This window comes from Treponema sp. (genome assembly GCF_045641405.1).
In the GTDB taxonomy this organism is placed as follows: domain Bacteria; phylum Spirochaetota; class Spirochaetia; order Treponematales; family Treponemataceae; genus Treponema_D.
This window is the reverse complement of record NZ_JAZUGX010000042.1, coordinates 1-23,822: the sequence shown is the minus strand read 5'-3', so window position 1 is coordinate 23,822 and position 23,822 is coordinate 1. Positions and strand designations below refer to the sequence as shown.

The 23,822-nt window shown below is 40.9% G+C and carries 25 protein-coding genes and 1 tRNA gene; 13 read left to right on the top strand and 13 right to left on the bottom strand.

The genetic code is table 11. The annotated features are described in order from the left end of the window. The 3 genes from ACKI39_RS06665 to ACKI39_RS06655 all read left to right on the top strand — a co-directional run. Positions 1-1,233, top strand: a 1,233-nt coding sequence (locus ACKI39_RS06665; RefSeq protein WP_407398881.1) for an HAD hydrolase family protein, incomplete at its 5' end; no start/stop codon positions are given. A 98-nt stretch (positions 1,234-1,331) separates the two neighbouring features. Beyond that, positions 1,332-1,772, top strand: coding sequence for a GNAT family N-acetyltransferase (locus tag ACKI39_RS06660; protein WP_407398879.1), 441 nt, complete (start codon positions 1,332-1,334; stop codon positions 1,770-1,772). Between the two features lie 37 nt (positions 1,773-1,809). Continuing rightward, complete coding sequence (locus tag ACKI39_RS06655; RefSeq protein WP_407398877.1) at positions 1,810-2,202, top strand: alpha/beta fold hydrolase; 393 nt, start codon at positions 1,810-1,812, stop codon at positions 2,200-2,202. A 62-nt stretch (positions 2,203-2,264) separates the two neighbouring features. Here ACKI39_RS06655 and ACKI39_RS06650 read toward each other — a convergent pair whose 3' ends face one another. The 4 genes from ACKI39_RS06650 to ACKI39_RS06635 form a co-directional block, all read right to left on the bottom strand. Next, a complete protein-coding gene (locus tag ACKI39_RS06650) occupies positions 2,265-3,752 on the bottom strand; it encodes a Na+/H+ antiporter NhaC family protein (protein ID WP_407398875.1) in 1,488 nt (495 codons plus the stop codon). Between the two features lie 82 nt (positions 3,753-3,834). Beyond that, positions 3,835-5,235, bottom strand: coding sequence for a hypothetical protein (locus ACKI39_RS06645; RefSeq protein ID WP_407398873.1), 1,401 nt, complete (start codon positions 5,233-5,235; stop codon positions 3,835-3,837). A 44-nt stretch (positions 5,236-5,279) separates the two neighbouring features. Then, positions 5,280-5,930: a Crp/Fnr family transcriptional regulator gene (locus ACKI39_RS06640; protein ID WP_407398871.1), complete on the bottom strand. Its 651-nt coding sequence runs from the start codon at positions 5,928-5,930 to the stop codon at positions 5,280-5,282. Positions 5,931-6,051: 121 nt separating this feature from the next. After that, complete coding sequence (locus ACKI39_RS06635) at positions 6,052-6,903, bottom strand: nitroreductase family protein (RefSeq protein WP_407398869.1); 852 nt, start codon at positions 6,901-6,903, stop codon at positions 6,052-6,054. 94 nt (positions 6,904-6,997) lie between these two features. Here ACKI39_RS06635 and ACKI39_RS06630 point away from each other — a divergent pair, with 94 nt between their 5' ends. Then, entirely contained in the window at positions 6,998-7,279 is a 282-nt protein-coding gene (locus ACKI39_RS06630) for an acylphosphatase (protein WP_407398867.1), read from the top strand. A 6-nt stretch (positions 7,280-7,285) separates the two neighbouring features. Here the strand turns inward: ACKI39_RS06630 and ACKI39_RS06625 are convergent, their stop codons facing one another. Genes ACKI39_RS06625 through ACKI39_RS06605 form a run of 5 tightly spaced genes read right to left on the bottom strand, consistent with a single transcriptional unit; the run spans position 7,286 to position 11,008 of the window. Continuing rightward, entirely contained in the window at positions 7,286-7,978 is a 693-nt protein-coding gene (locus ACKI39_RS06625; protein WP_407398865.1) for an LrgB family protein, read from the bottom strand. Beyond that, a complete protein-coding gene (locus ACKI39_RS06620) occupies positions 7,975-8,358 on the bottom strand; it encodes a CidA/LrgA family protein (RefSeq protein WP_407398863.1) in 384 nt (127 codons plus the stop codon). The genes ACKI39_RS06625 and ACKI39_RS06620 overlap by 4 nt, the downstream gene beginning before the upstream one ends. After that, a complete protein-coding gene (locus tag ACKI39_RS06615) occupies positions 8,355-9,854 on the bottom strand; it encodes an NAD(P)H-hydrate dehydratase (protein WP_407398861.1) in 1,500 nt (499 codons plus the stop codon). The genes ACKI39_RS06620 and ACKI39_RS06615 overlap by 4 nt, the downstream gene beginning before the upstream one ends. A 37-nt stretch (positions 9,855-9,891) precedes the next feature. Then, positions 9,892-10,494 carry a GNAT family N-acetyltransferase gene (locus tag ACKI39_RS06610; protein ID WP_407398859.1) on the bottom strand — a complete coding sequence of 201 codons (603 nt, stop codon included), beginning with the start codon at positions 10,492-10,494 and terminating at the stop codon, positions 9,892-9,894. A 1-nt stretch (position 10,495) separates the two neighbouring features. After that, complete coding sequence (locus ACKI39_RS06605) at positions 10,496-11,008, bottom strand: GNAT family N-acetyltransferase (RefSeq protein ID WP_407398857.1); 513 nt, start codon at positions 11,006-11,008, stop codon at positions 10,496-10,498. A gap of 58 nt (positions 11,009-11,066) precedes the next feature. Here ACKI39_RS06605 and ACKI39_RS06600 point away from each other — a divergent pair, with 58 nt between their 5' ends. Both ACKI39_RS06600 and ACKI39_RS06595 read left to right on the top strand, forming a co-directional pair. Further along, positions 11,067-12,179 (top strand): type III PLP-dependent enzyme domain-containing protein, encoded by a 1,113-nt coding sequence (locus ACKI39_RS06600; RefSeq protein ID WP_407398855.1) that lies wholly within the window; start codon positions 11,067-11,069, stop codon positions 12,177-12,179. Positions 12,180-12,230: 51 nt separating this feature from the next. Further along, on the top strand, positions 12,231-12,902 hold the full coding sequence (locus ACKI39_RS06595; protein ID WP_407398853.1) for a DUF5680 domain-containing protein: 672 nt from the start codon (positions 12,231-12,233) through the stop codon (positions 12,900-12,902). A 29-nt stretch (positions 12,903-12,931) separates the two neighbouring features. Here the strand turns inward: ACKI39_RS06595 and ACKI39_RS06590 are convergent, their stop codons facing one another. After that, complete coding sequence (locus tag ACKI39_RS06590) at positions 12,932-13,678, bottom strand: transposase (protein WP_407398851.1); 747 nt, start codon at positions 13,676-13,678, stop codon at positions 12,932-12,934. A gap of 150 nt (positions 13,679-13,828) precedes the next feature. On the opposite strand from ACKI39_RS06590, the gene ACKI39_RS06585 reads away from it, so the two are divergent. Next, positions 13,829-13,899: transfer RNA gene (locus tag ACKI39_RS06585), tRNA-Gln, on the top strand. Between the two features lie 21 nt (positions 13,900-13,920). Here the strand turns inward: ACKI39_RS06585 and ACKI39_RS06580 are convergent. Next, a complete protein-coding gene (locus ACKI39_RS06580) occupies positions 13,921-14,370 on the bottom strand; it encodes a GNAT family N-acetyltransferase (RefSeq protein WP_407398849.1) in 450 nt (149 codons plus the stop codon). Positions 14,371-15,239: 869 nt separating this feature from the next. Between ACKI39_RS06580 and ACKI39_RS06575 the strand changes: the two genes are divergently transcribed. Then, on the top strand, positions 15,240-15,752 hold the full coding sequence (locus ACKI39_RS06575) for a hypothetical protein (RefSeq protein WP_407398847.1): 513 nt from the start codon (positions 15,240-15,242) through the stop codon (positions 15,750-15,752). A gap of 37 nt (positions 15,753-15,789) precedes the next feature. Here ACKI39_RS06575 and ACKI39_RS06570 read toward each other — a convergent pair whose 3' ends face one another. Beyond that, entirely contained in the window at positions 15,790-16,200 is a 411-nt protein-coding gene (locus tag ACKI39_RS06570) for a hypothetical protein (RefSeq protein ID WP_407398845.1), read from the bottom strand. Positions 16,201-16,266: 66 nt separating this feature from the next. Between ACKI39_RS06570 and pheT the strand changes: the two genes are divergently transcribed. The 5 genes from pheT to ACKI39_RS06545 all read left to right on the top strand — a co-directional run bounded on the left by pheT (position 16,267) and on the right by ACKI39_RS06545 (position 22,537). Then, on the top strand, positions 16,267-18,597 hold the full coding sequence (gene pheT / locus ACKI39_RS06565) for a phenylalanine--tRNA ligase subunit beta (protein WP_407398843.1): 2,331 nt from the start codon (positions 16,267-16,269) through the stop codon (positions 18,595-18,597). A gap of 131 nt (positions 18,598-18,728) precedes the next feature. Beyond that, complete coding sequence (locus ACKI39_RS06560) at positions 18,729-20,372, top strand: Na/Pi cotransporter family protein (RefSeq protein ID WP_407398841.1); 1,644 nt, start codon at positions 18,729-18,731, stop codon at positions 20,370-20,372. A 44-nt stretch (positions 20,373-20,416) separates the two neighbouring features. Then, positions 20,417-21,121, top strand: coding sequence for an SH3 domain-containing protein (locus ACKI39_RS06555; protein ID WP_407398840.1), 705 nt, complete (start codon positions 20,417-20,419; stop codon positions 21,119-21,121). 37 nt (positions 21,122-21,158) lie between these two features. Further along, complete coding sequence (locus ACKI39_RS06550; RefSeq protein WP_407398839.1) at positions 21,159-21,452, top strand: hypothetical protein; 294 nt, start codon at positions 21,159-21,161, stop codon at positions 21,450-21,452. Positions 21,453-21,472: 20 nt separating this feature from the next. After that, complete coding sequence (locus ACKI39_RS06545) at positions 21,473-22,537, top strand: SPFH domain-containing protein (protein ID WP_407398837.1); 1,065 nt, start codon at positions 21,473-21,475, stop codon at positions 22,535-22,537. Between the two features lie 122 nt (positions 22,538-22,659). On the opposite strand, the gene ACKI39_RS06540 is transcribed toward ACKI39_RS06545, so the two are convergent. Continuing rightward, the coding region (locus tag ACKI39_RS06540) for a hypothetical protein (RefSeq protein WP_407398835.1) at positions 22,660-23,822 on the bottom strand (1,163 nt) is incomplete at its 5' end.

Here is a 23,822-nt window from a genome sequence, read left to right as displayed (position 1 = left end):
ATAAAGTCCGCTGTGGCGGTTGCCCTCTGCTATGTGGTGCAGGTCTTGAGGGGTGACAACGGAATCGTTTTCTACAGCCAGCTTTCAGCCCTCTGGTGCATGCAGGCATACGTTTCAACGACGCGGAAGAATGCAGTGCAGAGGATCATGGGAACCGTCATAGGAGCTTTCTTTGGACTTGCCGTTCTGCTTGCGTCAATCTCCGTCAGGACAAGGTTTGATCTTTCAAAGAACGCAACATATGTTTTCAACGCTCTGCTGATTTCACTTACGCTTATTCCCGTGCTGTGGACGACGGTGGCATTGAAAAGAAAACAGGCTTCCTATTTTTCCTGCGTGGTTTTTTTGAGCATTGTTGTCATTCACCTGTCGGATGAAAACCCATATCTTTTTACGCTGAACAGATTCCTCGACACCATGATTGGAATTGTGATCGGTGTCGGCGTCAACCTGTTCCGTCTGCCCCATAAAAGAAATGTGGATGCGCTTTTCATATCTGGCCTTGATGATACTCTGCTCAACAAGGACTACCACATAAACGATTACTGCAAGGTTGAACTCAACCGGATGATCGATGAAGGTCTGCACTTTACCCTTTCAACCATGAGGCCTCCCGCTTCCATCCTTGAACCGATGCACGACATTCACCTTAAGATTCCGGTTATTGCCATGGACGGTGCTGTGCTCTATGACACGGAGAAAAAACGTTACCTGAAAAAAATTCCCATGACCATGGAAGAAAAAAACATGGTGATGGAAATTTTCAGAAAGCATGCCATACATAATTTTGCCAACATAGTCATCGACGACACACTTCTGATTTATTACGGAGAATTTCAGAATGAAATCCAGGCGCGGCTTGTGAGGGAACTGAGGGCATCTCCTTACAGAAATTACATCAGGCGTCCTGTTCCGGATGAGGAAGTGATCTACTTTATGCTTATTTATCCTGATGAAAAGATTGAGGAAATCTACGGAATTCTTGCAGCAGACGGAATCACGGAAAAGCTCAAGGTGTTGAAATATAAATCCAACGATTACAAGGGTTATTCATACATAAAGATATACAATAAAAATGCAACACGCCAGAACATGATTGAACTGCTTAAGAGGGAGCTTGGCGTAGACAAAACAATCACCTTTGGAACGATTCCCCATGCCTATGATCATGTTGTTGAAGAAGGAAACACCAACCAGGTTGTTCACAAAATAAAGAAGCTTTTTGAAGGATGAAGTGAAATTAAAAGAATATTGAATGCTATGTTGGATAATGATTTTTTTACATTTTTCCTTTATTGAACGAAAATAGAAATCCAAATAGACTATGTTCCATGCAGCTGAAGTTACTGGACAAATCTAATTTCAATGAAATGAAAAACCTCTTCAGGAGTGTTTTCATGTCGCCACCATGGTGTGATGACTGGAGCGATGATGAGCAGCTTACGGAATATCTTCTGGATCTGATGGATGTCAGGACGCCTTTGGTTTACGGACTATACGATAGGGATGAGCTTGTTGGAGTTTCCATCGGCAATGTACGCCATTGGTTTGGTGGAACTGAGTATCATGTGGAAGAATTTTTCATAAAGACTGACCGCCAGCATTCGGGCCTTGGAACGGAATTTTTCAGTCTGATTGAGAATGCCGTAAAGGAAAAAGGAATTACCAATATTTTCCTCATGACGGAGCACGACAAACCGGCCTTTGGCTTTTATAAAAAACAGGGTTTCAAGGAAATTGAAAAACTGGTCTCGCTGATTAAAGAACTGTAGGCTTGTATGATATAATTTAAAACATAGACATCGCTATGTGGAGGATCAGATAAAGAGCCTTATGCTTTTCTATCCGGCCCTCTGCATTCCGGATGATGCAAGAAAGGGTCAGATGATTGTATTCAAGTTTGATCCGAAAAACATTCCTGACATTCTTGGAAAATTCCCGATGAAGGTTGGCGGTGATTTTGCAAGATCTGTCGTTGATCTTGATGTGTATTCTGCAATCGGCGGTTATGAGGGACCTACATTCTTGATCCACGGAACTTCTGACAGGATTGTTGATATTGAATATTCACGCAAAGCAAAAAAACTTTATTCAAAATGTGAATATCATGAAATAGAAAAGGGTGCTCATGGTTTCAAGGGAAAACATGACAAAGAAGCCTGCAGGTTGCTTAAGGAATTTGCAGACAGGACAATGCAGTGAATATATTGAAAATAAAAACGGGGACTTCAAATTGAAGTCCCCGTTTTTATCATGCAAGAATTTTACTTTGATTTTTTCTTAAGCAGAATCACACCGCCGATGATGGCTGCTGTTCCGATGATGAACGGAACGAATGGATTCTTTACGAAGCCTGCGATGATGTAGGTCACGAACGAAACTCCTGCAACGCACATGGCGTAAGGAATCTGCGTTGCAACATGGTCAACGTGAACGCACTGGGCGCCTGCGCTGGACATGATTGTGGTGTCTGAAATTGGTGAACAGTGGTCGCCGCAGACAGCACCAGCCATACATGCAGAAATTGAAATGATCATCAGTGTTGGGTCCGTGTTGCTGAAAACTGCAACTACGATTGGAATGAGGATTCCGAATGTTCCCCAGGATGTGCCTGTAGCAAAGGCAAGGAAAATTGCGATTACGAATACAAGGGCAGGCAGGAAGCTCATGAAGCTGCCGGCTCCGCTCTGAACGATTCCCGCAACGAATTCCTTTGCACCAAGGCTGTCCGTCATTCCCTTCAATGTCCATGCAAGGGTAAGGATGAGGATGGCTGGAACCATTGCCTTGAATCCTTCAGGAAGGCATGACATAAGGTTACCAAAAGTAAGGACACGGTGAGCAAGGTATGTGATGATGGTTACAATGAGGGCTCCCATTGAGCCGAGCATCAAACCGACTGAAGCATCGGATGCAGAGAAAGCTTCAACGAATCCTTTCTTTTCTTCGCCGCTTGCAAAGAATCCGCCTGAGTAAATCATTCCGATTACACAAAGAACGATCAAAGTGGCGATAGGGAATACAAGGTCAAAAACAGTTCCTTTAGAATCTGTCTTTTCTTCTTCTTCAAAACTTTCGCCGTAAAAAAGTTCAGCCTTTTCAAAATGCTTCATTGGACCAAAAGAAACATCTGAGAGGATGATTGCAAACATGGCGATGATTGTAAATAGCGCATAGAAGTTGTAAGGGATTGCCCTGAGGAAGAGACTGAAGCCATCTTCTCCTTCGACAAAGCCTGTGACCGCTGCTGCCCATGAAGAAACAGGAGCGATGATGCAGATAGGTGCGGCTGTTGAGTCAATGAGGTAGGCAAGCTTTTCTCGGCAGACTCCGTGCCTGTCTGTAACAGGTCTCATGACTGAACCAACAGTAAGACAGTTGAAGTAGTCGTCGATGAAGATAAGTATTCCAAGAAGCACTGTGGCAATCTGTGCGCCGACTTTCGTCTTGATATGTTCCTTAGCCCATTTTCCAAATGCTGCAGAACCTCCTGCCTTGTTCATCATGGCAACAAGTGTTCCAAGTACGACAAGGAAAACCAGGATGCCGACGTTGTAGCTGTCGGAAAGGGATTTGACTACTCCGTCCTGAAAAATGTGGGTGATAGTTCCTGTAAAAGAGAACCCAGAGAAAAACAGTCCGCCGATAACAATTCCGATGAAAAGTGAAGAATAAACTTCCTTTGTGATCAGTGCCAGAGCAATGGCAACAACAGGCGGAACAAGTGACCAAAATGTTCCAATCATATTCATACTTGAATTTTCGGTCCGTAAAGGGAATTTGTCAATGTAAATTTTGGAAGAGAACAGCGTTTGAAATTATATTGAATATAAACTAAAACTTTACATGTCGTATCTGTACGTTTTCTTCTTCGTCAAAGCAGGTGATTTCAGAAACGCTTTTGTCGATCACACAGTCAATGTCAAAAGGAAAGTCGGAGAATTTATATTCCGTATACGGTTTGCCTTTTTCGTCTTTCAGGCAGGTTGCAGGGTCATCAACAAGACCTGCTGCTTTCTGCTCTGCAGTTCTCTGGCCGTTTTCCTTGCCTTCAAGATTCCAGTTGCTTGGGCATCGTGGAATTGAAAAACGAAAATCTCCCTTGTCGGTTTTAACAAGGAGCGTACTTTTAAAAATCGTATCATTGGAACAGATGATGTGTGTCTTTCCATCATCAGATTTCCATACTGAACTTACATAAATTGAATTCATGTGGGCGACATTTATGACTTTTGCATTTTCATCATAACTTCCAGAATAAAAGATCTTTCCGAAATTGTTTGAAACATAAACGTCTTTAAGGGTAAGGTTGTTCTGTGAAAAAGTGCCTTTACTTTTCTTTCCGCTTGTAAGATATATAGGAAACCATTTGCCTCCGCCGTTAACAAAAAGGTTCTGGAAAAGGCAGTTGTCGACATTTCCGTATTCAAGCTGGAACATGACGCAGGCATTTACGCCCGTACCTGAATGCTGGTTTGCAATATGAATGGATGGAATTTCAAAGCGGACATTGTTGTAGTAGATGTTTCCGCCGGCAATGTTTGCACGACCATAAGTCTGGAAGCCATCGATGTGGACTTCCTTGTCAGTAGCCTCAGTAACGAGGTCTGCAATGTAGGTATTGGTGCACCTGAAGTAACGGGTTGGATTTGTTCCGTCTGCAGTAAAACCGCCGATGTAGCAGTGGTCCATGTCGATCTGGGCCTCACTTACTCCACCTTTAAATGTACAGTGTTCGAATTTAATCCAGACGCGGTTGTTTTCGTTCGGCGGATTTCTAAAGCTTGCGAACCTGCAGTTTTTAAAAGTGATGGTTTTCTTTTTTGAAAAGCGTTCACCATTCATTATGATGAAAGGTCTGTCTGAAAAATCATAGTTTTCGATTGTGATGGAATCAGCCATTTCCGACTTCAATGTTTTGTCCCTGTTTTCAACATGATTTTCATTGTAGGAGCTGATCATATATTGGTTTGTATCCGTTCGGTAAGTGATGAAAACTCCGTTGATGTTAGTGGAGTTTGAAATTTTTTTTAATGCTATGGAAGGATCCACACCAGTGTTGTATCTATCTGGAATTATAAGCTGATCAGGGTAGAAACGGTTTCTGTCTGCAAAAAATGATTCATCATACTGAATGTGTCTGCCGTCTGAAGAATTTTCAGGGTCGATGAATCCGTAGTGGCAGGATAAAACCAGAGCAGAAAGAAGGGAAAGAGTTACAAAGGACTTTCTCATAATGCATATACTTTAGGCTAAAAAAATAATTGTTGCAAGAAATCCTATGGAAACAAAGTAAAGTGGTTTTTTCGTGTCTTCAATTTTCCTTCTTCGACGAGTTTTGAAATTTCTGCAGACATGGCGCTTCTTTCTACGGATAGATAATCCGCAAGCTGCTGACGGTCGAAGGGGATCACAAAGTCCAGGGATTTTGCTTCTTCCGATTGAGTGGAAAGATATGCAAGAAGCTTATCCTGAGTTGTCTTTTTTGAAATATGGGAAAGTTTTTCGTTAAGGCGGAGGAGCTTGAATGCCATTTCCTGCAGAAGGTTTGAGGTAACCAAAAGCAGGAGAGGGTCGTTGCCTGCGAAATTTATTTTGGATATGTTGAGCCACAGCACCTTGCAGGTTTCTTCAGCCTGGATGCTTAGGTTTGATGGGAGGTCTGTTGCTGCATAAGGCTCTGCAAAAGATTCTCCACAGGTGATCCTATTGATTATGTTTCTGTTTCCCCAGATGTCTTCCTGACTTGCAACGGCTTTTCCTTCGAGCAGAAGTCCAAGTTTTACTTCTTTCTGCCCTCTTGTAATGAGGAAGGAGTTCTTTCTGTATTTCTTTTCCGTTGCGCCAAGCTTCTTGAGTGCGTTTTCTATCTGTCTGTCTTTCATTCCCTTGAAGAGAAATGATTTACGGAGTGTCTCGATGTTTTCCATGAATTTCTCATTTGTTGGAAATCCAACATTTTGTGATTTATATAATTATACACGAGAATTTAAAAAAAGCAAGGGACACTTGAAAAAGTGTCCCTTTAATTTTGTTGGATTTACAACAGATCTATTCGCACCAGAAAACCTTGTTTCCAGTTCTTGGAATTTCTTCAGGATAGTCACCGTCTGGAATGCCAAGTGCAAGATGGCCGATGCCTTCCCATTCGCCTTCAATGCCAAGTCCCTTAAGCCAGTCCTGCCATTCGCTCATGTTGAATTCCTGTTCTGCCCTGTGGATCCAGCAGCTGCCAAGTCCAAGGTCGTGGGCGGCAAGCATCATGTTTCCAAGGATCAATGAACCGTCATATATCTTGTTGCGCCAGTTCTTGTCGGAAAGTACGATAAGGACTACAGGTGCACCGTAGAATTCTCCAAGGGGATTGTGGCGCTCTGCAATCTCCCCGTTTATCTTTGTAAGTTTTTCAATGATTTCTTTGTTTGTAACAGCAACGATGATGGATGTTTGCCTGTTTCTTCCGCTGGCTGCCCAACGACCGGCTTCAATCACCTTCTCGATTTTTTCTCTTGGGGGAAGATCTTTTTTGAACTTGCGTATGGAACGGCGGGTCTTCATCTTTTCAAAGACATCCTGTTCTGGAATAACGGCAAAGAATTCAAGGTCTTCCGTGGTGCTGTTGTTCTGAAGGCTGTGGGTGTGTCCCTTTGGACAGTAATGGCAGTCGCCAGGCTTAAGGTATTCGATGGTGTCATCAATGAGAACTTTTCCATCTCCGCTAAGGATGTATATGATTTCGCTTGAAGTTTCATGGCAGTGTATTCCGATTGTTCCTCCGACTTCAAGTCTTCCGTGCAGAATTCTGTTGCTGCCGTCGAAGAACATTTTTGCCTTAAGGTTCTTTTCGCCTCCCTTGAAGTTAGGAAAAATCTCTGCTTCTATCTCTGAATATGGAATTTTCATCTATTCCTCCTTGAAAATGTCATGCATAAATAATATCAAAATCAAAAGGTATGTTATATAATCATTTGAGACAAAAAATCAGAGGGAATGGTTCATGTCGGAAAAAATCAGAAAGCACGTTATATTCTCAGGCAGAGTCCAAGGTGTTGGGTTCAGATGGCATAGCAAGAATTACGCCAGATCCGTTGGTCTTACTGGATGGGTCCAGAATCTTTATGATGGAACTGTTGAGATGGAGGTTCAGGGAACAGAGGAAAAGATAGACGGGCTTATTGCCTATATGGGTAGAAGAACCTATGTGGAAATTGAAAATATAGACGCAAAGACTATACCACTTGAACCACATGAAATGGATTTTGTGGAAAAGGGTTGGTAGTCGAAATTAAATTAGGTTTGCGAAAAATGGTGCAAAGACAACTGTAAGAAGACCAGTCACTGCGATTGAAAGTCCGCTCATGGCGCCTTCTATGTCACCCATTTCAATTGCCTTTGCTGTCCCAAGTGCATGGCTTGAAGTTCCCGTTGCAACGCCTTTGGCTACAGGATCAGTTATGTGGAAAATTCTGCAGAGCTGGGGTGCAAAAAGATTTCCAAGATTTCCCGTAAGAACAATCATCATTATGGTGATGGGAACAAACCCGTGGAATTCATCGGCAAGGGCAAGACCTATGGCAGTTGTAATTGATTTTGGAAGCATTGATACATATTCAACATGACCGATTTTGAAAATCATGCACATTCCAAAAATGAATGCCAGGTTAGAAAGAACACCGCAGGTAATTCCGCCTAAAATTGCATACCAGTTTTTCTTGAGTTTTTCAAACTGTTCATAAAGGGGAACTGCAAGGCAGACTGTAGAAGGTGTCAAGAAAAATCCGACCCAGTTTCCACCGACAAGATAATTTTCATATGGAATCTTAATGAGAATCAGTGTGACTATGCATAATGTTACGGACACAAGAAGTGGACTGAATAGAAAGATGTTGGTTTTTCTATGGATGACACGTCCCAAAAGAAAAGTTGAAAGAGTAAGGGTAACTCCAAAGAGTGCTGAGTTCATCAAGAGGTCTTTCATTCTGCATCCTCCGGTTTTTCTGAAACTGAATTTCTGTTGCGGATTTTCATAAGTGCCTGGGTTACTTGCCCTGTAACGGCAAAAACAATTAGGGTTGAAACTATCGTGATGGAAATGAAAAGCAGCCCGTATTTTTTCATCAGTGGAAGTGCATTGATGAAGCCTACGCTTGATGGAACAAAGAAAAGTGTCATGATTCCCAAAAGAAATTTTGAAACTTCTTTTATGTGCTCTACCTTGATAATTTTAAATTCAAGTGCAAGAAACAAAAGTACAAGACCATAGATGCTTGAAGGCACAGGCAATGGGATTATGCGATTTAATACTTCACCTGTAAATGAAAATGCAAGGATGATGCAGAACTGCTTTACATAATTCATTTCAACGCTCCGATTTCATCTATCAGTTTTTCTGGAGTAAGGGCAAAACTGCCGTCGTATTTTTTTGATGCGAAACTGTGGGCAAGGCTTGCTGTGATTGCTGCGTTTATTGCATTGTAGCCCTGGGCAAGCAAGGCTGTGCAGAGTCCTGCAAGAACATCTCCGCTGCCGGCTTTTGCAAGGGCGTTGGTTCCGTGTGGATTAAGATAGATGCAAGTGCGGTTTTCTTTCGCTGACCAATGGGCGATTGTTGTTGTAGCTCCCTTGAGAATCAAAATGCAGCCTTTGAAAGTTTCTGTGAATTTCTTTGCAAGTTCATAACGCTGTTCAACAATCTGGGCTGTGGTAAATACTCCAAATCCGCAGTTTTCAAGGAGAACTGAGAATTCCTTTGGGTGTGGAGTCAAAATGCAGCGGCTGTTTTTTTCGTCCCGGCAATTTTCTTCAAGGAATTTTTTGATTCCACTGTAGTAAAAAATATCGGCATCAAGGACAAAAGGAACTTTTTTGTTTTCCTTAAGATAGGAAAGATATTTTTCTGCATACCTGTTGCTGCGGCCAAAACCGCTTCCTAAAAGAAGGGCGCTTGTGTTTGAAGGCAATTCCTTTGATGCCATGATGCTCATGAAGATGCTTGAATCAATTCCGGTAAGGGTAACGAGCCCTGCGCCAAAGTTTATGGCTGCATTTGCTGCGATGTTTGCGGCTCCTGGTTTTTCACCGGAGACGATTGCGGCATGCCCAAAGGTTCCTTTATTTGCATTCTGCTTTTTGCGCCATGGCAATGTCATTTCATTTTCTTCAAGAAGATATGCATCAGGTTGAAATTTGCTTTCGTGCTCAAAGTTTGTTTTTGAAATGCCAAGGTTTGCAAGGGTGATTTTTCCAGTGCAGTCCTTAGCCCTGTCGCTGTAAAGGGCAAGCTTTAAAGACCCCATGGTGACGGTTTCGTCTGCCTTAAAAACTATTGTTCCGTTGCCGTAAGCATCAAGTCCTGTTGGGATGTCGCAGGAAATTTTACGGCAGTCGATTTTTGAAACTGAAAGAAGTACGGCTTCTGCGTTTGGAGGCAATGGCTGACGGAATCCTGCGCCAAAAATACAGTCTACCACAACTGTAATGTCAAAGCTTTTTTCTTCTATAAAATCATCAAGGGAATAAAGGTCGGTGAACATTACGCCTGAAAGCTCTGCACGTTTTTTCTGTAGCTTGCAGAGTTCTGACTTTGGCTCGTCAACGACACAGCAGGTAACGCAGAATTCGTGGCATACAAGGCGGCGTGCAAGGGCATATCCGTCTGCACCGTTGTTTCCTGCACCGCACAAAATCAAAACATGGGGGCGGTCAATGTAACGGGTGCTTTCGTGAAAAACATAAGGGGTCACTGCATCTTCCATGGCAGCGGCTGCGTTTTCCATCATAAGTTCTTCTGTAAGTCCAAAATCTTCACGGGCTCTTTTGTCCATCGGGCGTGAATCAAAAAAGATCTTTTTCATGATGGAAAATTATATCAGAAGATGGGGAATGAATAAATTATTGGACAGTTTCCTTGCATGGCTTTTTGAAGATGTAGGTTTTGTATGGCTCATCGTAGGAAAAAGGTTCGTAGGTTCCTTCTTCCACAAGTTCGTAGCCGCGGCTTACATACCAATCGACATTGCATTCGCAGTCAGTCCAGAGGTAAAGGTTTTTGAATCCTCTTGATCTGAAAAAATCCATGGCTCCCTCAAGAACCGGTTTTCCCCAACCAGATTTAACGCTCACAAAAAGGCTGAGCTTTACATCATCCTTGTCCATGTAGCGGTAGGTCTTTTCATCCATCAGGGAAAGATAATCGCGGCTTAAGGAAAGCATTTTCTGGTATTCTTCTGGGAGAGAATTGAATTTTTCCTGCCACCAGCCATACCATGGGGTGTGTTCTCCAAGTCTTGAAGCAAAGGCTATGGAACGGATTTCCCCGTTTTCTGACAGCTGGAACTGCATGTCGTTGCCTGCGGCATTCTGCCTTATGATGGCTTCAACATAAAGCCGTCTGAAAACCATGTCATCCGTTGGCGGAGACCAGAGCTCAACAACTCTGTCGATTATTGGATTGAGATGTTTTGGATTGTTGAAATCAAATTTCCCTAAAGTCATTTTACAGTTTCTTTTCTGCAGCAACGCGTTCGTCACCATTGGAAGATAAAACTATTACGGCAGTTTCTTCAAAGCCTTCGCGGGCCATGATGTGGCGCATCCTTTTGTTGTCGTGGTGGGTATCGATTCTTGCATAACCAACACCGGCTTTCTTTATCTCAGCAAAGGCTGACTGGAACATGAATTTTGAAAGGCCCATGCCCTTGCATTCCTTTGAGATTGCAGTCCTGTGTATTGCTGCGTATGGTTCGTTAGATTTGAATGCACCTCTGGCAGGATTCACATAGTCTGGTTCGATTCCAAAAGCCAATACAAAAAATCCTGAAACAACATCGTCAACAAGAATTACAAATGCAGAACGCACTTTCATGTCTTCAAGAATAACTTCCTCACTTGGAAATCCATCCTGCCATTGGTCAACTCCATCAGCCTTTAAGGTTGCCTGTGCGTCACGAATGACTTTCATGATCTGTTCCAAATCTTTTTCTTCAGCCTTGCGGTATGTAATGTTCATGATGCGATTATAGCATGAAGGAAAAATATGATATACTGATTTAAACGACGAGTTTAAAATGGATACAAGAAAATATATTTATCATCCCGAAAAACTAAAATCCAACATTGAAGCCATACGAAAAGAATTTGGTTCCCGCCTTAAAGATTTTGAGCTTGCATATTCATTTAAAACAAACTGCCATCCTTATGTCATTGAGGATGTAAAAAAGTCTGGCATTAAAGCTGAAGTTGTTTCAACTGAAGAGTATGAAAAAGCCCTTGCTTTCGGCTGGAAAGAAAATGAAATCATCTACAACGGGGTGTGCAAGGAAAAGGAAATATTCTATCGCTGTGCGCTGGCTGGTGGAATCGTAAATATTGATGGTAGAGAAGAACTTTCCTGGGCAGAAGAATACTTTGAGCAGAATCGTAGTCCTCTTGCCATAGGATTAAGGTTGAATTTTGATGTCGGCAACGGAATTAAATCCCGCTTTGGGATTGAAGTTGGTTCTGACTTGTATGAAAAAATTGTTGGGCTTTCTAAACGTGGAAAAATAATAGTGAGGGGACAGTCCTGCCATTTTACTGCAACAAGGCAAAAAAGATTCTGGATTAGAAAAGTAGAAGGCCTTGCAAAAGCTGTGATGGATTTTCCCTCTGGTGAATACCTTGATTTTGGTGGTAGTCTTGCGGGCAGTTATGAAAAAGTTGATCCACGCAAAAAATCCGCTGGCGAGGAAATCGATTTTGCTTCGATTGCTGAGGCTATATCGGAAACTTTGAGGAAATATGGTCAGGAGAACAAGAAAATTATTCTTGAATGTGGAACCGCAGTTGTGGGGAGTGCTTTTGATATCGAGGGGACAGTGCTCTCGATAAAAGAGAGTGGATTTGTGGTTCTGGATGTAAGTTTTAAGGATATGATCATGTCTTCCATAGGGGACAGCCTCCTTATTGAAGTTGTGTCTGGTGGAAGAAATCAGGAGATGTTGAGGAATTATACACTTACAGGCTGTACTTGCCTTGAAAATGACATCATAAAAAAAGGGTTCAATGGAAAACTTGCAATAGGGGACAGACTTGTATTTAAAAATACAGGTGCCTATACCCTTTGTTTTGCAAATAGCTTCATAAAGGCACCTCTTGGCGTAGTATTTCCCGCAAACAAGAGTAGCAGTAATGCAACCTGAGGTTTATGGTCGACATATGATTCTGGTGGTATGTTTATTTTGAGGTGATAAATGAATTTTTCTGAGAAACTTGTAATACTTAGGAGAACAAAAGGTTGGTCACAGGAGGAATTGGCAGGAAAGTTGAATATTTCCAGACAGGCAGTTGCAAAATGGGAAAGTGGGTTTGGATTTCCTGATATTGGAAACTTGATTTCAATAAGCAACATGATGAATGTGACTTTGGATTATCTCGTAAAGGAACAGGAATGTGCCGTAGCACCTATTATAAAAGAGGAGACGCAAGTCGAAGCTCTTATAAGGTTTCGACTGGAAGCAAATGTAAACACTTATGCCGCTTTTGCAAACGAAGTGAACTCAACCAGAGGGGACAGTCATGACTATCATTACGAAAGGGGTGAATGGTCTTATCATGATACATATGTCGGCGGAGAACAGTTTGCTGGAGAAGAAGCGGTTTGGAGAAAAGGGACAGTCTTGTATGCAATGAATTATTTGGGGCGTGTGCTGGATCAAAAATTCAGTGGAAATTTCTTAAAGGAAGCATTGCGAGCAGCGGATGAAAAACATCCATTCAGGGGACCTGAGTTTTATCAGAGTGGGGAATATTTATATAGATCAAATGTAACAGGAGATATCAACTGGTACACAGGTTATGAAGAAATTTTTTGTAACGATGAAAAAGTATATGAATGTTATTTCCATGGAGGACTGATGAAGTGATACAAAGAAAGCTTTCATATATTAAGTATTTAAACTGTTCTGATTATAGCTCGACTGATTCCAGTGATTCTTGCAATCTGATTCATTGAGATGCCATTGTCCCTCATTATCCTGCATTTTTGAATTTGGTCATCAATTTTAAGCCGTTCAAGTTTATATGGAGAAGAAATGCCGAAAAGTTTTTTTATTAAGCCGAAGGCACCTTCATCGGAAAATACAAGCTTGTTTTCATATTCCATGCACTTTGCCGTTTCTTTTTGGGACAAATAATCCAGCAATTGCTTTTTGGAATCAAATAGGGAAATTATATATTCAGTTTTTACAAAACCATCATACGTAGATTTTCTTAGGTATCTATGACTGTTCCATTCATATTGGTCTACTGAACCAAGTCCAGCTTTTTCGCAGTTTTGAAGAATGTATCTGAATACTGTTTTAAAATAGGCATCATTCAGTATGGGTTCACTTTTATAGCGTCCCTGAAAGAGGTGTCCACATCTATCGTATTTACGATTGAAATAAAATACATAGCTGTTCGCAAGTTTCTGGATAAGAAGACTCATGTTGCGATCTGCATTTCCGATGAGAATATGAACATGATTGTTCATTAGGCAGTAAGCATGAATATGAATATCAAGTTCTGTAGCGTATTTTCTTAAGCGGTTAAGAAAAAACATTCTGTCAGCTTTGTCATTGAAAAGATTCTGCTTGTTGTTTCCACGAAGAATTACATGGTAAAATCCTGAACCTTCAAACATTCTTGGTTTTCTTGGCATAAAATCTCCTTACTATATATATAACTGTAGATAACATAAAAAGTGCCTATTTATTCAAATTTCTAATAAAAAAAATGCAAAGGGGTCTGTCCCCAGTGTAAGGAGAATGCAATGACATGTTGCTCTTAACGCGTTATAATGAAAAAACATTCTTCCGTAGTGTAATGGTAGCACAAAAGCTTTTGGTGCTTTTGGTTCGGGTTCGAATCCTGACGGAAGAATAATTTATAAATGACTGATGTCTATTTCCCCGTTGGAATGTTGACATTAAGCGATTTGTTTCTGTAGTTCAGATCGGTCCTTAGGCTGTAGCCTTGTTTTTCCCAGAACGCATTTCCTTTCTCATTGTCGGCGAATACAAGAATGAAAATTTTCTCTATTCCTTCCTTGTGCAAAGCTTCCTCAGCTGCTTTGACTAATCTTGAGCCGATGCCGCCACGTTGTGTTTCTGGATCAACGCATAAATGATGGACGAGTCCTCTTCGCCCATCATGTCCGCTCAATATTACGCCAAGAAGTTTGCCATCGTCTCCGACTGCCTTGAAACAGGTTGTCGGATTTCTTTTAATGTAGCGTTCTATACCATCTCGGCTATCATCAACAGGATTCAGGGCACGCCTGCTCATCCCTATGCTGTTCCATAGCTCCATAAGTGACTCGTAATCATTCATAGTTACAGATTTGATTTCCATAGCTTTCACCATCCTCTAAAGGTTATGTTAAAATTCTAATAATCTTCATCCGAAGAGTTATTCTTGCTTCCGTAATTATGGGTTCAATTGCTTTCTGTACATCTGGTTTTTCAGACTATCGTTCGGTAGCATTATCATGAACCAGGATGTCAGCAGAAGAATCACCCTTCCTGATTAAAACTAACGTTAGTTTTATCTATCTCAGTTCTTATCTTCTAAACTTTTCTACTATAAATCAATGATTATTAAAAACCCATTTTCTTGCCAGTAAATTAGGGACATACAAAGATCCTGTCGAGATTTGATGCTTTATGATGGAAAATGGCGTCCTTAATAAATAAGTAGTAGACCGTATGGATTAAAGTCATAGAACTCTTTCATGGAAAAAATACGATCATATGGGCATATTATACCATTCTATTTCCAGTTGCACTAATTTTGTCGTTTAAAATACAGGGCACTTGATTTAGGGGACAGACCCCAATTCCCAGAATTTGCCATGTTTGAAGATTGTAATAAAAAATCATTCAAAAAAAGTGAGTTTTCTCATAGAAATTCAGTGGGAATTTCTCCATTTTATTTTTAACCTGCTGTGTTTATTATGATGTCACATTGCAGGTGCAATGATAATTTGGAGGTATTTTATGAAAAAGTTAATTGTTTTGCTTTTTGCAATCACATCGTTGTTTGGGCTTATAGGATGTTTTGATGGATCGGATTCAGATAGTGGAAGCAGCGTATCTGTATAACGACTCGCAATTTTTGGAGGGTCGTCAATCCTAAAATCTACACAAAAGCTCTTTTGGAAAAAGGTAACTGGGCAAAAGATACTCCAGCATCATACTGGAGAAAATAAGAGAGGTACTAATATGAAGAAACTTTATCTAATTTTTATGGCAGCTATTACTATGTTTGCTGTTATGTCGTGTGCTAATCCTGCCGGTGATGGGGGGGTTGATAACTTCCTGCCTGAACAACCAAGATGGTCTTCAATCGAAGAATACGCTGAAACTCATACAATTGATATGAGAGGCCATAACAGTAATGAAAACGCTTATGAGCTTGGCAGTAATGTGAAGATTCTTGTTCAAAAAGATACAGATATGTATTTTCTTCAGGCTATTGTAAAGTCTCATATGAAAGATGAGAGTGTTCTCTTTTTCGACCCTTATGGAGAGGAAAACTACTTTATAAAGTCTAATGAACAGGAATTAATACTATATACACAGCCTAAAAGCTCAGTATATTATTATTTCAGAAATGAGCTCACAGAGCGTAATAGCTCATCATCTAATAACTATAAACAATATTATGAACAATATACACTATCATCTAGTATAACATTATTTGAAGTTACTTACACAAAGTCAACAGACCAGTAATACAATAAAGGGAAGCTTTAAGCTTCCCTTTTGTTTTTTAATAATTCTGATTGATATTGTTGTTTAGAGTTGTGATAAACTCATTCCAATAGGCATTCTGATAATTTAATGCTTTCCAAGCTTCAATGAATACCTGAACATCTTCTTTACAAAGACGTAAATACGTTTCTTTTTGTGAAGCAACTTTCTGTCTTTCACTCTGTATTTCTGCCATTCTATTAGAATCACTTTTTATGGCATCAATGTCATAAGTCTTTGGTGTTGTAATTACTCCAGGAAGTCCGTATGCATTATTATACTTTGCATCTTCGTTCGAATATTTAGACGCAAGGTCTGCAGCTTCTGCTTCGAGGTTGATTGAGTCAGTTAAACATTCTTTGTGACAGAGGGGACAGACCCCTAAGTTTTGGAGGCAATTTTGGGGAGCAAAGTCATGACATGCCTCCAATAATTGTTTATTTTCTATAAATTGTGTATAATTTTGTCCAAATCATTTCTAAAATAGAGGACTCTTATGCCTAAGATTGAAGTCAATGAAAAGCTGTTCTGGAACCTTCTTGGAACAAAATACAATGACTGGGAACTTTTTGAAAAGAAACTAACATCTGCAAAGGCTGAACTTGATGAAAAGCCAAACATGGAAGACAAAGAAGACGACCGTGTTATAAAGATTGAGCTTAATGATACAAACCGTCCAGACCTTTGGTCTACAGGCGGAATTACACGCTGTCTCCGTGAGCACGAGGGTGCAAAGCATTCCGATTATTCAAAATTCATGTCGAAGGCAGGAGACCTTAAGGACACTGCAAGCCGCGATGCTTATGTTGATCCTGAACTCCGCTATATCCGTCCATACATGGTTTCTTTCGTAATCTCAGGAAAGGCCATCGACAATGCGATGCTCATCGACATCATGCAGACACAGGAAAAGCTTTGCTGGAACTTTGGACGCAAGAGAAAGACTGTATCAATGGGTGTTTACCGCCAGGCAAACGTTAAGTGGCCGATCCACTTCAACGCATGTGATCCAGACACGATGAAATTCCAGCCTCTTCAGGGTGAAAGCGTTCAGACTCTCCGCGAGATTGTTGAAACACATCCAAAAGGAAAGGAATACGGACACATCATCAAGGACTTCCCTAAGTTCCCTGTTCTTCAGGACGACAAGGGCGAAGTAATGAGCATGACACCAATCATCAACAGCGCAACTCTTGGACAGATTGAAATCGGTGACAAGGAGCTTGTAGTTGAACTTACTGGTGCCGACATGAAGGACCTTATGCTTTCCGCAAACATCGTTGCATGTGATTTTGCCGATGCGGGATACGAAATCCTTCCTGTAAAGGTTCACCACGAATACGACACTGGATTTGGAAAGGATGTAACAATCCCTTACTACTTCCAGGACACAACAGACGCAAGACTTTCTGCAATCAACAAGAAGCTTGGAGAAGAACTTACAGAAGCTCAGGTAACAGATGCCCTCCAGCGCATGGGAAATACAGTCACAGTAAAGAAGGAAGGCAACGAAACAGTATTTACAGTTGCTCCTGCACCTTACCGCAACGACTTCCTCCACGAAGTTGATGTCATCGAAGACGTTATGATCGGCATGGGTCTTGATTACTTCAAGCCTGCAAAGCCAAACGACTTTACAATCGGACGCCTTCTTCCTGTTACACTTTACAGTCGCAAGGTTAAGAACATCCTCGCTGGCCTTGGCTATCAGGAAATGATCTTCAACTACCTTGGTTCAAAGAAGACATACATTGACAACATGGGCATTGACGGAAGCAATGTAATTGAAATTGCCAACCCAATGAGTGAAAACTACCAGTTCATCCGCCCTTCGATCATCGCATCTTTGTTTGAGGCAGAAGCACAGAGCGGAAACGCAGTTTACCCACATAAGATCTTTGAAGTTGGAAAGATTGCCTACATCGATCCAAGCGAAAATACAGGAACAAAGACAATCCAGTCCCTCGGATTCCTTACGGCAAGCAACAACGCCAACTTCAACGAGGCCGCTTCTGAAGTAAGCACAATCCTTTACTACCTTGACCACAAGTATGAAGTTGTGGAAACAAACGATCCACGCTTCATCCCAGGTCGTCAGGCAGGAATCATCGTAAACGGAAAGCAGTGCGGTATCTTTGGTGAAATCCATCCGCAGATCCTTGAAAACTGGGCCGTCGGTGTTCCTTGCGTTGCAGGCGAAATCGATGTTGAATACATCATGGAAGCTACTGCAAAGGCAGAAGATAAGGCTACTAAAGAAGCAGCGGCAAAGAACGATGCAAAGGCAGCTGAAAAGAAGGCCGCAGAAAATGCAGCACAAGCATTCGATCCAGTTGACCACTTCAACAAGTATATTGAACTCCGTGTAGCAAAGATTGAAAAGGTTGAGACAAACCCACAGGGCGACAAGCTTTACATCGAAACAATGGATGACGGCAGCGGAACACCTCGCATCATCCAGTCAGGTCTCCGTCCTTACCTCAAGGAAGAAGAACTTCTTGGCAAGCATGTAATCATCGCCGCAAACCTTGCTCCACGCAAGATGAAGGGTGTTGAAAGCCACGGTATGCTCCTTGCTTCCGACTACATGGAAGACGGAAAGGAAAAGGTTGAGCTTTTGACCGCTCCTTGGGCAGCTCCTGGTACGGTAGTTACTCTTGAAGGCTATGAAGGTGCAACTGAAAAGCCTGCAAAGATTGACATCGATCGCTTCTGCAAGGTTGAATACAAGGTAATCAACCATGTTGCACACTCTGCAGGAAAAGCACTTGTGGCTAGCGGCAAAAAAATTACTCTTGAAAAAGTAGAAAACGCAGAAATCGAATAGCATGTAAAGGTTGCTTTGGATAACATCCGAGGCAACCTTATTTTATTTAGGTATGTTTGTACCAAAGTGTTGTTTTCGTAAATGTTTATAACAGGTGACGGCAATACAATTTTTTACAACCAGGAATTAATATGGCTGTAGTATCATTTTTATTGGGATTAGTTGGTAGTCTCGGCTTTCTGCTTTGCGGAATGAAATTCATGAGCAACGGTGTTCAGAAAAGTGCGGGTGAAAGACTTCAGCGGGCGCTCGGTATGGTTGCCGGAAACCGGTTTGCGGGGCTTTTGACAGGTCTTGCTATTACCATGATAATCCAGTCTTCAGGGGCAACAACTGTCATGGTTGTTTCCTTTGTAAACGCAGGACTTCTTTCCCTTGCCCAGTCCGTGGGCGTTACCTTTGGTGCCAACATCGGTACAACGGTTACTGCCTGGATTGTTTCCCTTTTTGGATTCAACTTTAAGATCAGTGCCTTTGCAATTCCAGTATTTGGTGCTGGTTATTTCCTTACAATGATGAAGAACGCCAACTCAAGGAACATGGGTGAAGCAATCATGGGCTTTGGCATGCTTTTCTTGGGGCTTAGCGGTCTTTCGGATCTGTTCCGCATTGATCCTGCAAGTCTTGGCTGGCTTCAGGAAATTCAGCACATGGGTTTCCTTTCCTATATAGTTGGATTCATCCTTGGCATTTTCATTACAGCCCTGATGCATTCTTCCAGCGCCTTTACGGCAATCGTAATCACCCTTGCCTTCAACAAGGTGGTAACCTGGGAAATGAGTGCCATCATGACATATGGAAGCAACATCGGTTCTACAATCGATGCAATCATTGCCGCTGCAGGAACTACTGCTGATGCAAAGAGAGCCGCTCTTGTCCATGTTCTTTTCAACGTCTTTGGTACGGTTCTTGTTGTTGTATTTTTCAGGCCACTCCTTAATTTTGTTGAATGGATTTCGCCAAAGAACAACATTGCAATCCAGATTTCAATCCTCCATACAGTATTCAAGTCCCTTACGACAGCTGTCTGTATTCCGTTTGTAAATCAGATCTGTGCCCTTACAAGAAAAATCATCAAGGATGATCCTGATGCACTGCCTTCAACTTACAAACTGGAATTCGTTTCGCACGCAAAGGACAGTTATGGTGGTTACATCGTTCGTGCAGAAGGTGAAATTGCCAAGATGACCGACATCGTAAGCGAGATGTTTGACCGCTTCCAGGTAGGAATCACAACATTGGATTCAAAGTTCATCGAAGACCATATGGAAAACATGAAGAATGAAGAAGACTACTGCGACCAGATGCAGGAACAGATTACAGCCTATCTTCTTAAATGTGAAACTCTTCCTGTAAGTGTAAATCAGCTTGCAAATATTTCATCAATGATTCAGATAGTTGATGATCTTGAGGCAATCACCGACGAATGCTATGCCCTTGGAAAACTGATTCAGAAGAGCATTGAAAAGAAAATGGAATTCAAGGATGAGGATATGGAACGCCTCTTGCCTTATGTTGAACTTGCACGCCAGTTCATGCAGTTCATCCACATAAACATAAACAAGCATCTTCCAAAGGAAAAGCTTGAGTTTGCGACTGAACTTGAAAATCAGATCGATGCATTCAAGAAGGAACTCAAGAAGCTTGCAAGAAAACGTCTTGAAGAGGGAAGCAACGTAAAGGCAGAGCTTCTTTACATGGACCTTGTAAAACAGATTGAACGTATCGGCGACCATTGCTTCAATATTTCAGAATTGCTGTCCCAGGCAAAGTAAAGGTTGTTTTGATTCCCGCGTTGCGTTTTGAGGTGAAGGATAGAATGAAAAAAATTTTTGCATCTGCAGTTTTTTTTGTCATGGCGATTCTTTCAGGATATTCCTATACTAGAATCTATCCCGTCTATGGAAAAATTTATACATGGAATGAAGAAGAAATTGACGGGAATGAATATAAAGAAACAACTTTTGAGGAAGTCGCTGAAATCCATGATCGGGCAGTAGAAAATAGAAATGTAGATTCTCTTCGCGGCCTGAAGTTCAAGACAAAATGCCATGTAACAGACATTTTTAAAGTTCCTTCTACAAACTGGAAGCATTTGGCTTTATATAGCGAAGGACGAACAATGTATAATTTTCTGGTTCCAAATGGATTCCTTTTTCCTGACTATGCATTGTTTGAAAGTATTGAGGTCTATTATTATTACGAAGTTTTCATTAATGGAACGGTAGAAAGAAAGGATGTCGGATTTGAGATATTGCCTGATGCGCGCTTTGTTGGTTTCCATTATGTTGCGGCTGACAATCTTAGGCTGAGGGACACACCTTCTCTTGATTCAGAAAAAACTGGACTCATATTGAAGGGCGATACCGTAAAGATTCTTGAAGTTGGGCAGGAAGAAAAAATTGACAGAATAAAATCGGCTTGGGTTAAGGTAAGGACAGGCGACGGAAAAGAAGGATGGAGCTTTGGCGGTTATCTTACTGATGGAGAAATATATTTCGAAAAGTATCCATGGGAAAAATGAGGACATCTGGCAGAAGGTCCATGTAAGGAGGTAGCAGATGGAAAAAATCACAAAGAAACAGGCGGTTTTCATAATTATCCTTGCCTCACTTTTCATCATGTTGATTCCGCTGGGGGTTTATCTTGAAAATAAATTCGATGCGGTCAACACACAGCTTTTACTGATGCAGGCGGAAGGCGCTGCGGATTATTCTGATATGATGGGTCTCAAGGCTTTGCTTAAAACTGTAATCAATCTGATCTGCATCATTAAGTTTGCCATCGGAATTTTAATAATTCTTCTGGGAATCAAAATAGTGAAAATAAATATTCCAAAAAATGGAAACAAATAAAAAGTAAAAAGGAGTTCTATATGGGTGAATCAACCGCAACAAATTCAAAAAAGATTGCCGCAGGAATTTCTGCAGCAGCTGGCGCTTTTCTCATTGTTTTTTTATTTTGCATCCGTCCCTATGACAAGCCGACTTTTGCAGAAGTAGAATCAAATGAAACGGCATTCCTTATTCCTCTGTTTTCCGACAACGGAACGACTACAGAAAATCAGATCAAGGTCGACTCAGAAAAGTATTATCAGGAGCATATGGTTCAGGACAAGCTTTTTCAGATTCCGCACAAATGGATAAAGACAGGCCGTTGGGTACGTTCAGGTCATTATGTTGATACCGTAAAGGTCATCAAGGTTTCCCGCACTCCAATTTCTGGCGTATGGGAACCAGATACAAATGCTTCAATCAAATTGGAGACGAAAGAAAGTTCTGGCTTCCAGATTCCAATGGCATACAACATAAAGATTACTGCAGAAGACTGTGCAAAATATCTTTACAACTATTCGCCGTCAAAGAAGCTTCAGGAAGTAATCGATACAAACATCAACAAGTGGATTGTCGGCCAGATGAATGAAAGGTTCCATGCTTTAAGCTATATGGAAGTTTCTGAAAACAAAGACAAGATCATCAACGATGTTGTAAGCGAAGCAAAGGTCTATTTCAAGGAAAGGGGAATTACGATTGAATCCCTTACGGCGTACGATGGAATCTACTGGGATGACAAAGCGATCGAAGAAAGCATTTCAAAGCTTGTCAATGCACAGGCAACCCAGCGCGCAAAGGACGAAGAACTTAAGGTCACCTTAAAGCAGAAGGAAATCGATCTTGCAAAGGCTGAGGCAAAGGCAGCTGTAGAACTGGTTGAAGCACGCAAGGAACGCGATAAGGCAAACCTCAAGTCGTCTACAATGAATGTACTTAAGCAGCAGCAGGAAATTGAAAACTCAAGGATTCTTGCAGAAGCCCAGGCGGCCGCAATCAAAATCGCAGCTGAAAAGGGTACTTCCGTTCCTGGTGGTCAGGCAACGACTTTCGTAATCAACTCTGATTCCCTTCAGTCACTTGGCCTTGGCGATCTGATGAAAAGATAAACATAAACAATGAAATTGATTGGCATGCAAAAATTTACCTTTTGCATGCTTTTTTTTACCTGATTTCGCTTGTTGCTATAATGTAATGCATTTTAATTTTTTGAGGAGTCATTACTCTTTATCTAGCGGCCTTCTTTTTCTGATATTCTGTCCTCAACAAGTTTGAAATTTTTATCAATTTCCAATTTTTCCACTGCTGGGAAATTATCATAATCTTCACCGACAGTAACTATAAATTTTCCATTTCTTACTTCTTTATCAATCAGGCCCTGGACATTTTTATTGTCATTTGTGTAAGCAGTAAATTCTCCAAAATCAATAAGAACATTATCGCGGATGAAATATGTCAAACACTGATCAAGACGGCCCTTTTCCTTAGTCATAAAGCTTCTTGTAAAAGCCATTACAATTTCATTTTCAAACTGAAAAATCTCAAGAGGCTTATGGTCATCCCAGCATTCAAAAGAAGTCGGATTATGGATTATGTTTGACTTTGTTGTTTCATCTTCTTCAACAAGATAAATGCTTCCAGCGATTACATTTCCATCTATATCGTGATTTGGCTGTGCCTGAAATTTTGTCATCAAGAGATATTTTCTTGTATCGTCATCCCTAATTACATTTGACTTCTGATGTGCAAGATTAAAGCTGCAAATAAGTCCAACATTACCGAATCTCTGTTCCTGAACCAAAACAAAAGGAGCTTCAAGATATTTTGAAAATGGAGAATACAAAGCGTAATCTTCCCCTCTGACAGGAAATGTATGCAAAACCTTTACGATTGTACCTGGCTTCAAATAAAATTTTTCCTCGTTTTTGAGCAGAATATATGTTTTGTCTGTTACATAGGCAAATGAGTTATCCTCAAATGGATACACAAAATATGGATGACAATAACCTCTTGATTTTATATTATTTTCCATCTCATCAATAACTGATGGATTATATACGGCCTGTTTTTCAATCCGCTCTTTTTTGTTTCTATTATAAATATCCCATTCTTTTTGATCATTTCCCTCAAAAAAGAATATATCTATTTTATAATCTTCCCAATCATCAGAAAAAAACTGTTCCCAATTTTTTACATAGGAATCATAATCATTAAAATCTATCTGTGGGGTTTCTTTTTCATCAAGGAAAAATATATCATTAGTAATTGCGTAATCAGCAGCTGTTTTATTAAATATATCATTTATTTTTACATCCGCATTAAATTGCTTAACTAAATAATATGCATAATTATTGACAATATATTCATCACCATATTTTAATGCATAAATTAAAA

What these genes read in the sequence shown, in the direction of transcription:
- ACKI39_RS06615 (WP_407398861.1), bottom strand. Translation starts at nt 9,854, where the DNA reads ATGAAAAAGATCTTTTTTGATTCACGCCCGATGGACAAAAGAGCCCGT.
- ACKI39_RS06605 (WP_407398857.1), bottom strand. Translation starts at nt 11,008, where the DNA reads ATGAACATTACATACCGCAAGGCTGAAGAAAAAGATTTGGAACAGATC.
- ACKI39_RS06590 (WP_407398851.1), bottom strand. Translation starts at nt 13,678, where the DNA reads ATGCCAAGAAAACCAAGAATGTTTGAAGGTTCAGGATTTTACCATGTA.
- ACKI39_RS06640 (WP_407398871.1), bottom strand. Translation starts at nt 5,930, where the DNA reads ATGGAAAACATCGAGACACTCCGTAAATCATTTCTCTTCAAGGGAATG.
- ACKI39_RS06545 (WP_407398837.1), top strand. Translation starts at nt 21,473, where the DNA reads ATGGGTGAATCAACCGCAACAAATTCAAAAAAGATTGCCGCAGGAATT.
- ACKI39_RS06610 (WP_407398859.1), bottom strand. Translation starts at nt 10,494, where the DNA reads ATGACTTTAGGGAAATTTGATTTCAACAATCCAAAACATCTCAATCCA.
- ACKI39_RS06575 (WP_407398847.1), top strand. Translation starts at nt 15,240, where the DNA reads ATGAAGAAACTTTATCTAATTTTTATGGCAGCTATTACTATGTTTGCT.
- ACKI39_RS06635 (WP_407398869.1), bottom strand. Translation starts at nt 6,903, where the DNA reads ATGAAAATTCCATATTCAGAGATAGAAGCAGAGATTTTTCCTAACTTC.
- ACKI39_RS06625 (WP_407398865.1), bottom strand. Translation starts at nt 7,978, where the DNA reads ATGAAAGACCTCTTGATGAACTCAGCACTCTTTGGAGTTACCCTTACT.
- ACKI39_RS06595 (WP_407398853.1), top strand. Translation starts at nt 12,231, where the DNA reads ATGAATTTTTCTGAGAAACTTGTAATACTTAGGAGAACAAAAGGTTGG.
- ACKI39_RS06580 (WP_407398849.1), bottom strand. Translation starts at nt 14,370, where the DNA reads ATGGAAATCAAATCTGTAACTATGAATGATTACGAGTCACTTATGGAG.
- ACKI39_RS06630 (WP_407398867.1), top strand. Translation starts at nt 6,998, where the DNA reads ATGTCGGAAAAAATCAGAAAGCACGTTATATTCTCAGGCAGAGTCCAA.
- ACKI39_RS06550 (WP_407398839.1), top strand. Translation starts at nt 21,159, where the DNA reads ATGGAAAAAATCACAAAGAAACAGGCGGTTTTCATAATTATCCTTGCC.
- pheT (WP_407398843.1), top strand. Translation starts at nt 16,267, where the DNA reads ATGCCTAAGATTGAAGTCAATGAAAAGCTGTTCTGGAACCTTCTTGGA.
- ACKI39_RS06645 (WP_407398873.1), bottom strand. Translation starts at nt 5,235, where the DNA reads ATGAGAAAGTCCTTTGTAACTCTTTCCCTTCTTTCTGCTCTGGTTTTA.
- ACKI39_RS06600 (WP_407398855.1), top strand. Translation starts at nt 11,067, where the DNA reads ATGGATACAAGAAAATATATTTATCATCCCGAAAAACTAAAATCCAAC.
- ACKI39_RS06620 (WP_407398863.1), bottom strand. Translation starts at nt 8,358, where the DNA reads ATGAATTATGTAAAGCAGTTCTGCATCATCCTTGCATTTTCATTTACA.
- ACKI39_RS06660 (WP_407398879.1), top strand. Translation starts at nt 1,332, where the DNA reads ATGCAGCTGAAGTTACTGGACAAATCTAATTTCAATGAAATGAAAAAC.
- ACKI39_RS06650 (WP_407398875.1), bottom strand. Translation starts at nt 3,752, where the DNA reads ATGAATATGATTGGAACATTTTGGTCACTTGTTCCGCCTGTTGTTGCC.
- ACKI39_RS06555 (WP_407398840.1), top strand. Translation starts at nt 20,417, where the DNA reads ATGAAAAAAATTTTTGCATCTGCAGTTTTTTTTGTCATGGCGATTCTT.
- ACKI39_RS06560 (WP_407398841.1), top strand. Translation starts at nt 18,729, where the DNA reads ATGGCTGTAGTATCATTTTTATTGGGATTAGTTGGTAGTCTCGGCTTT.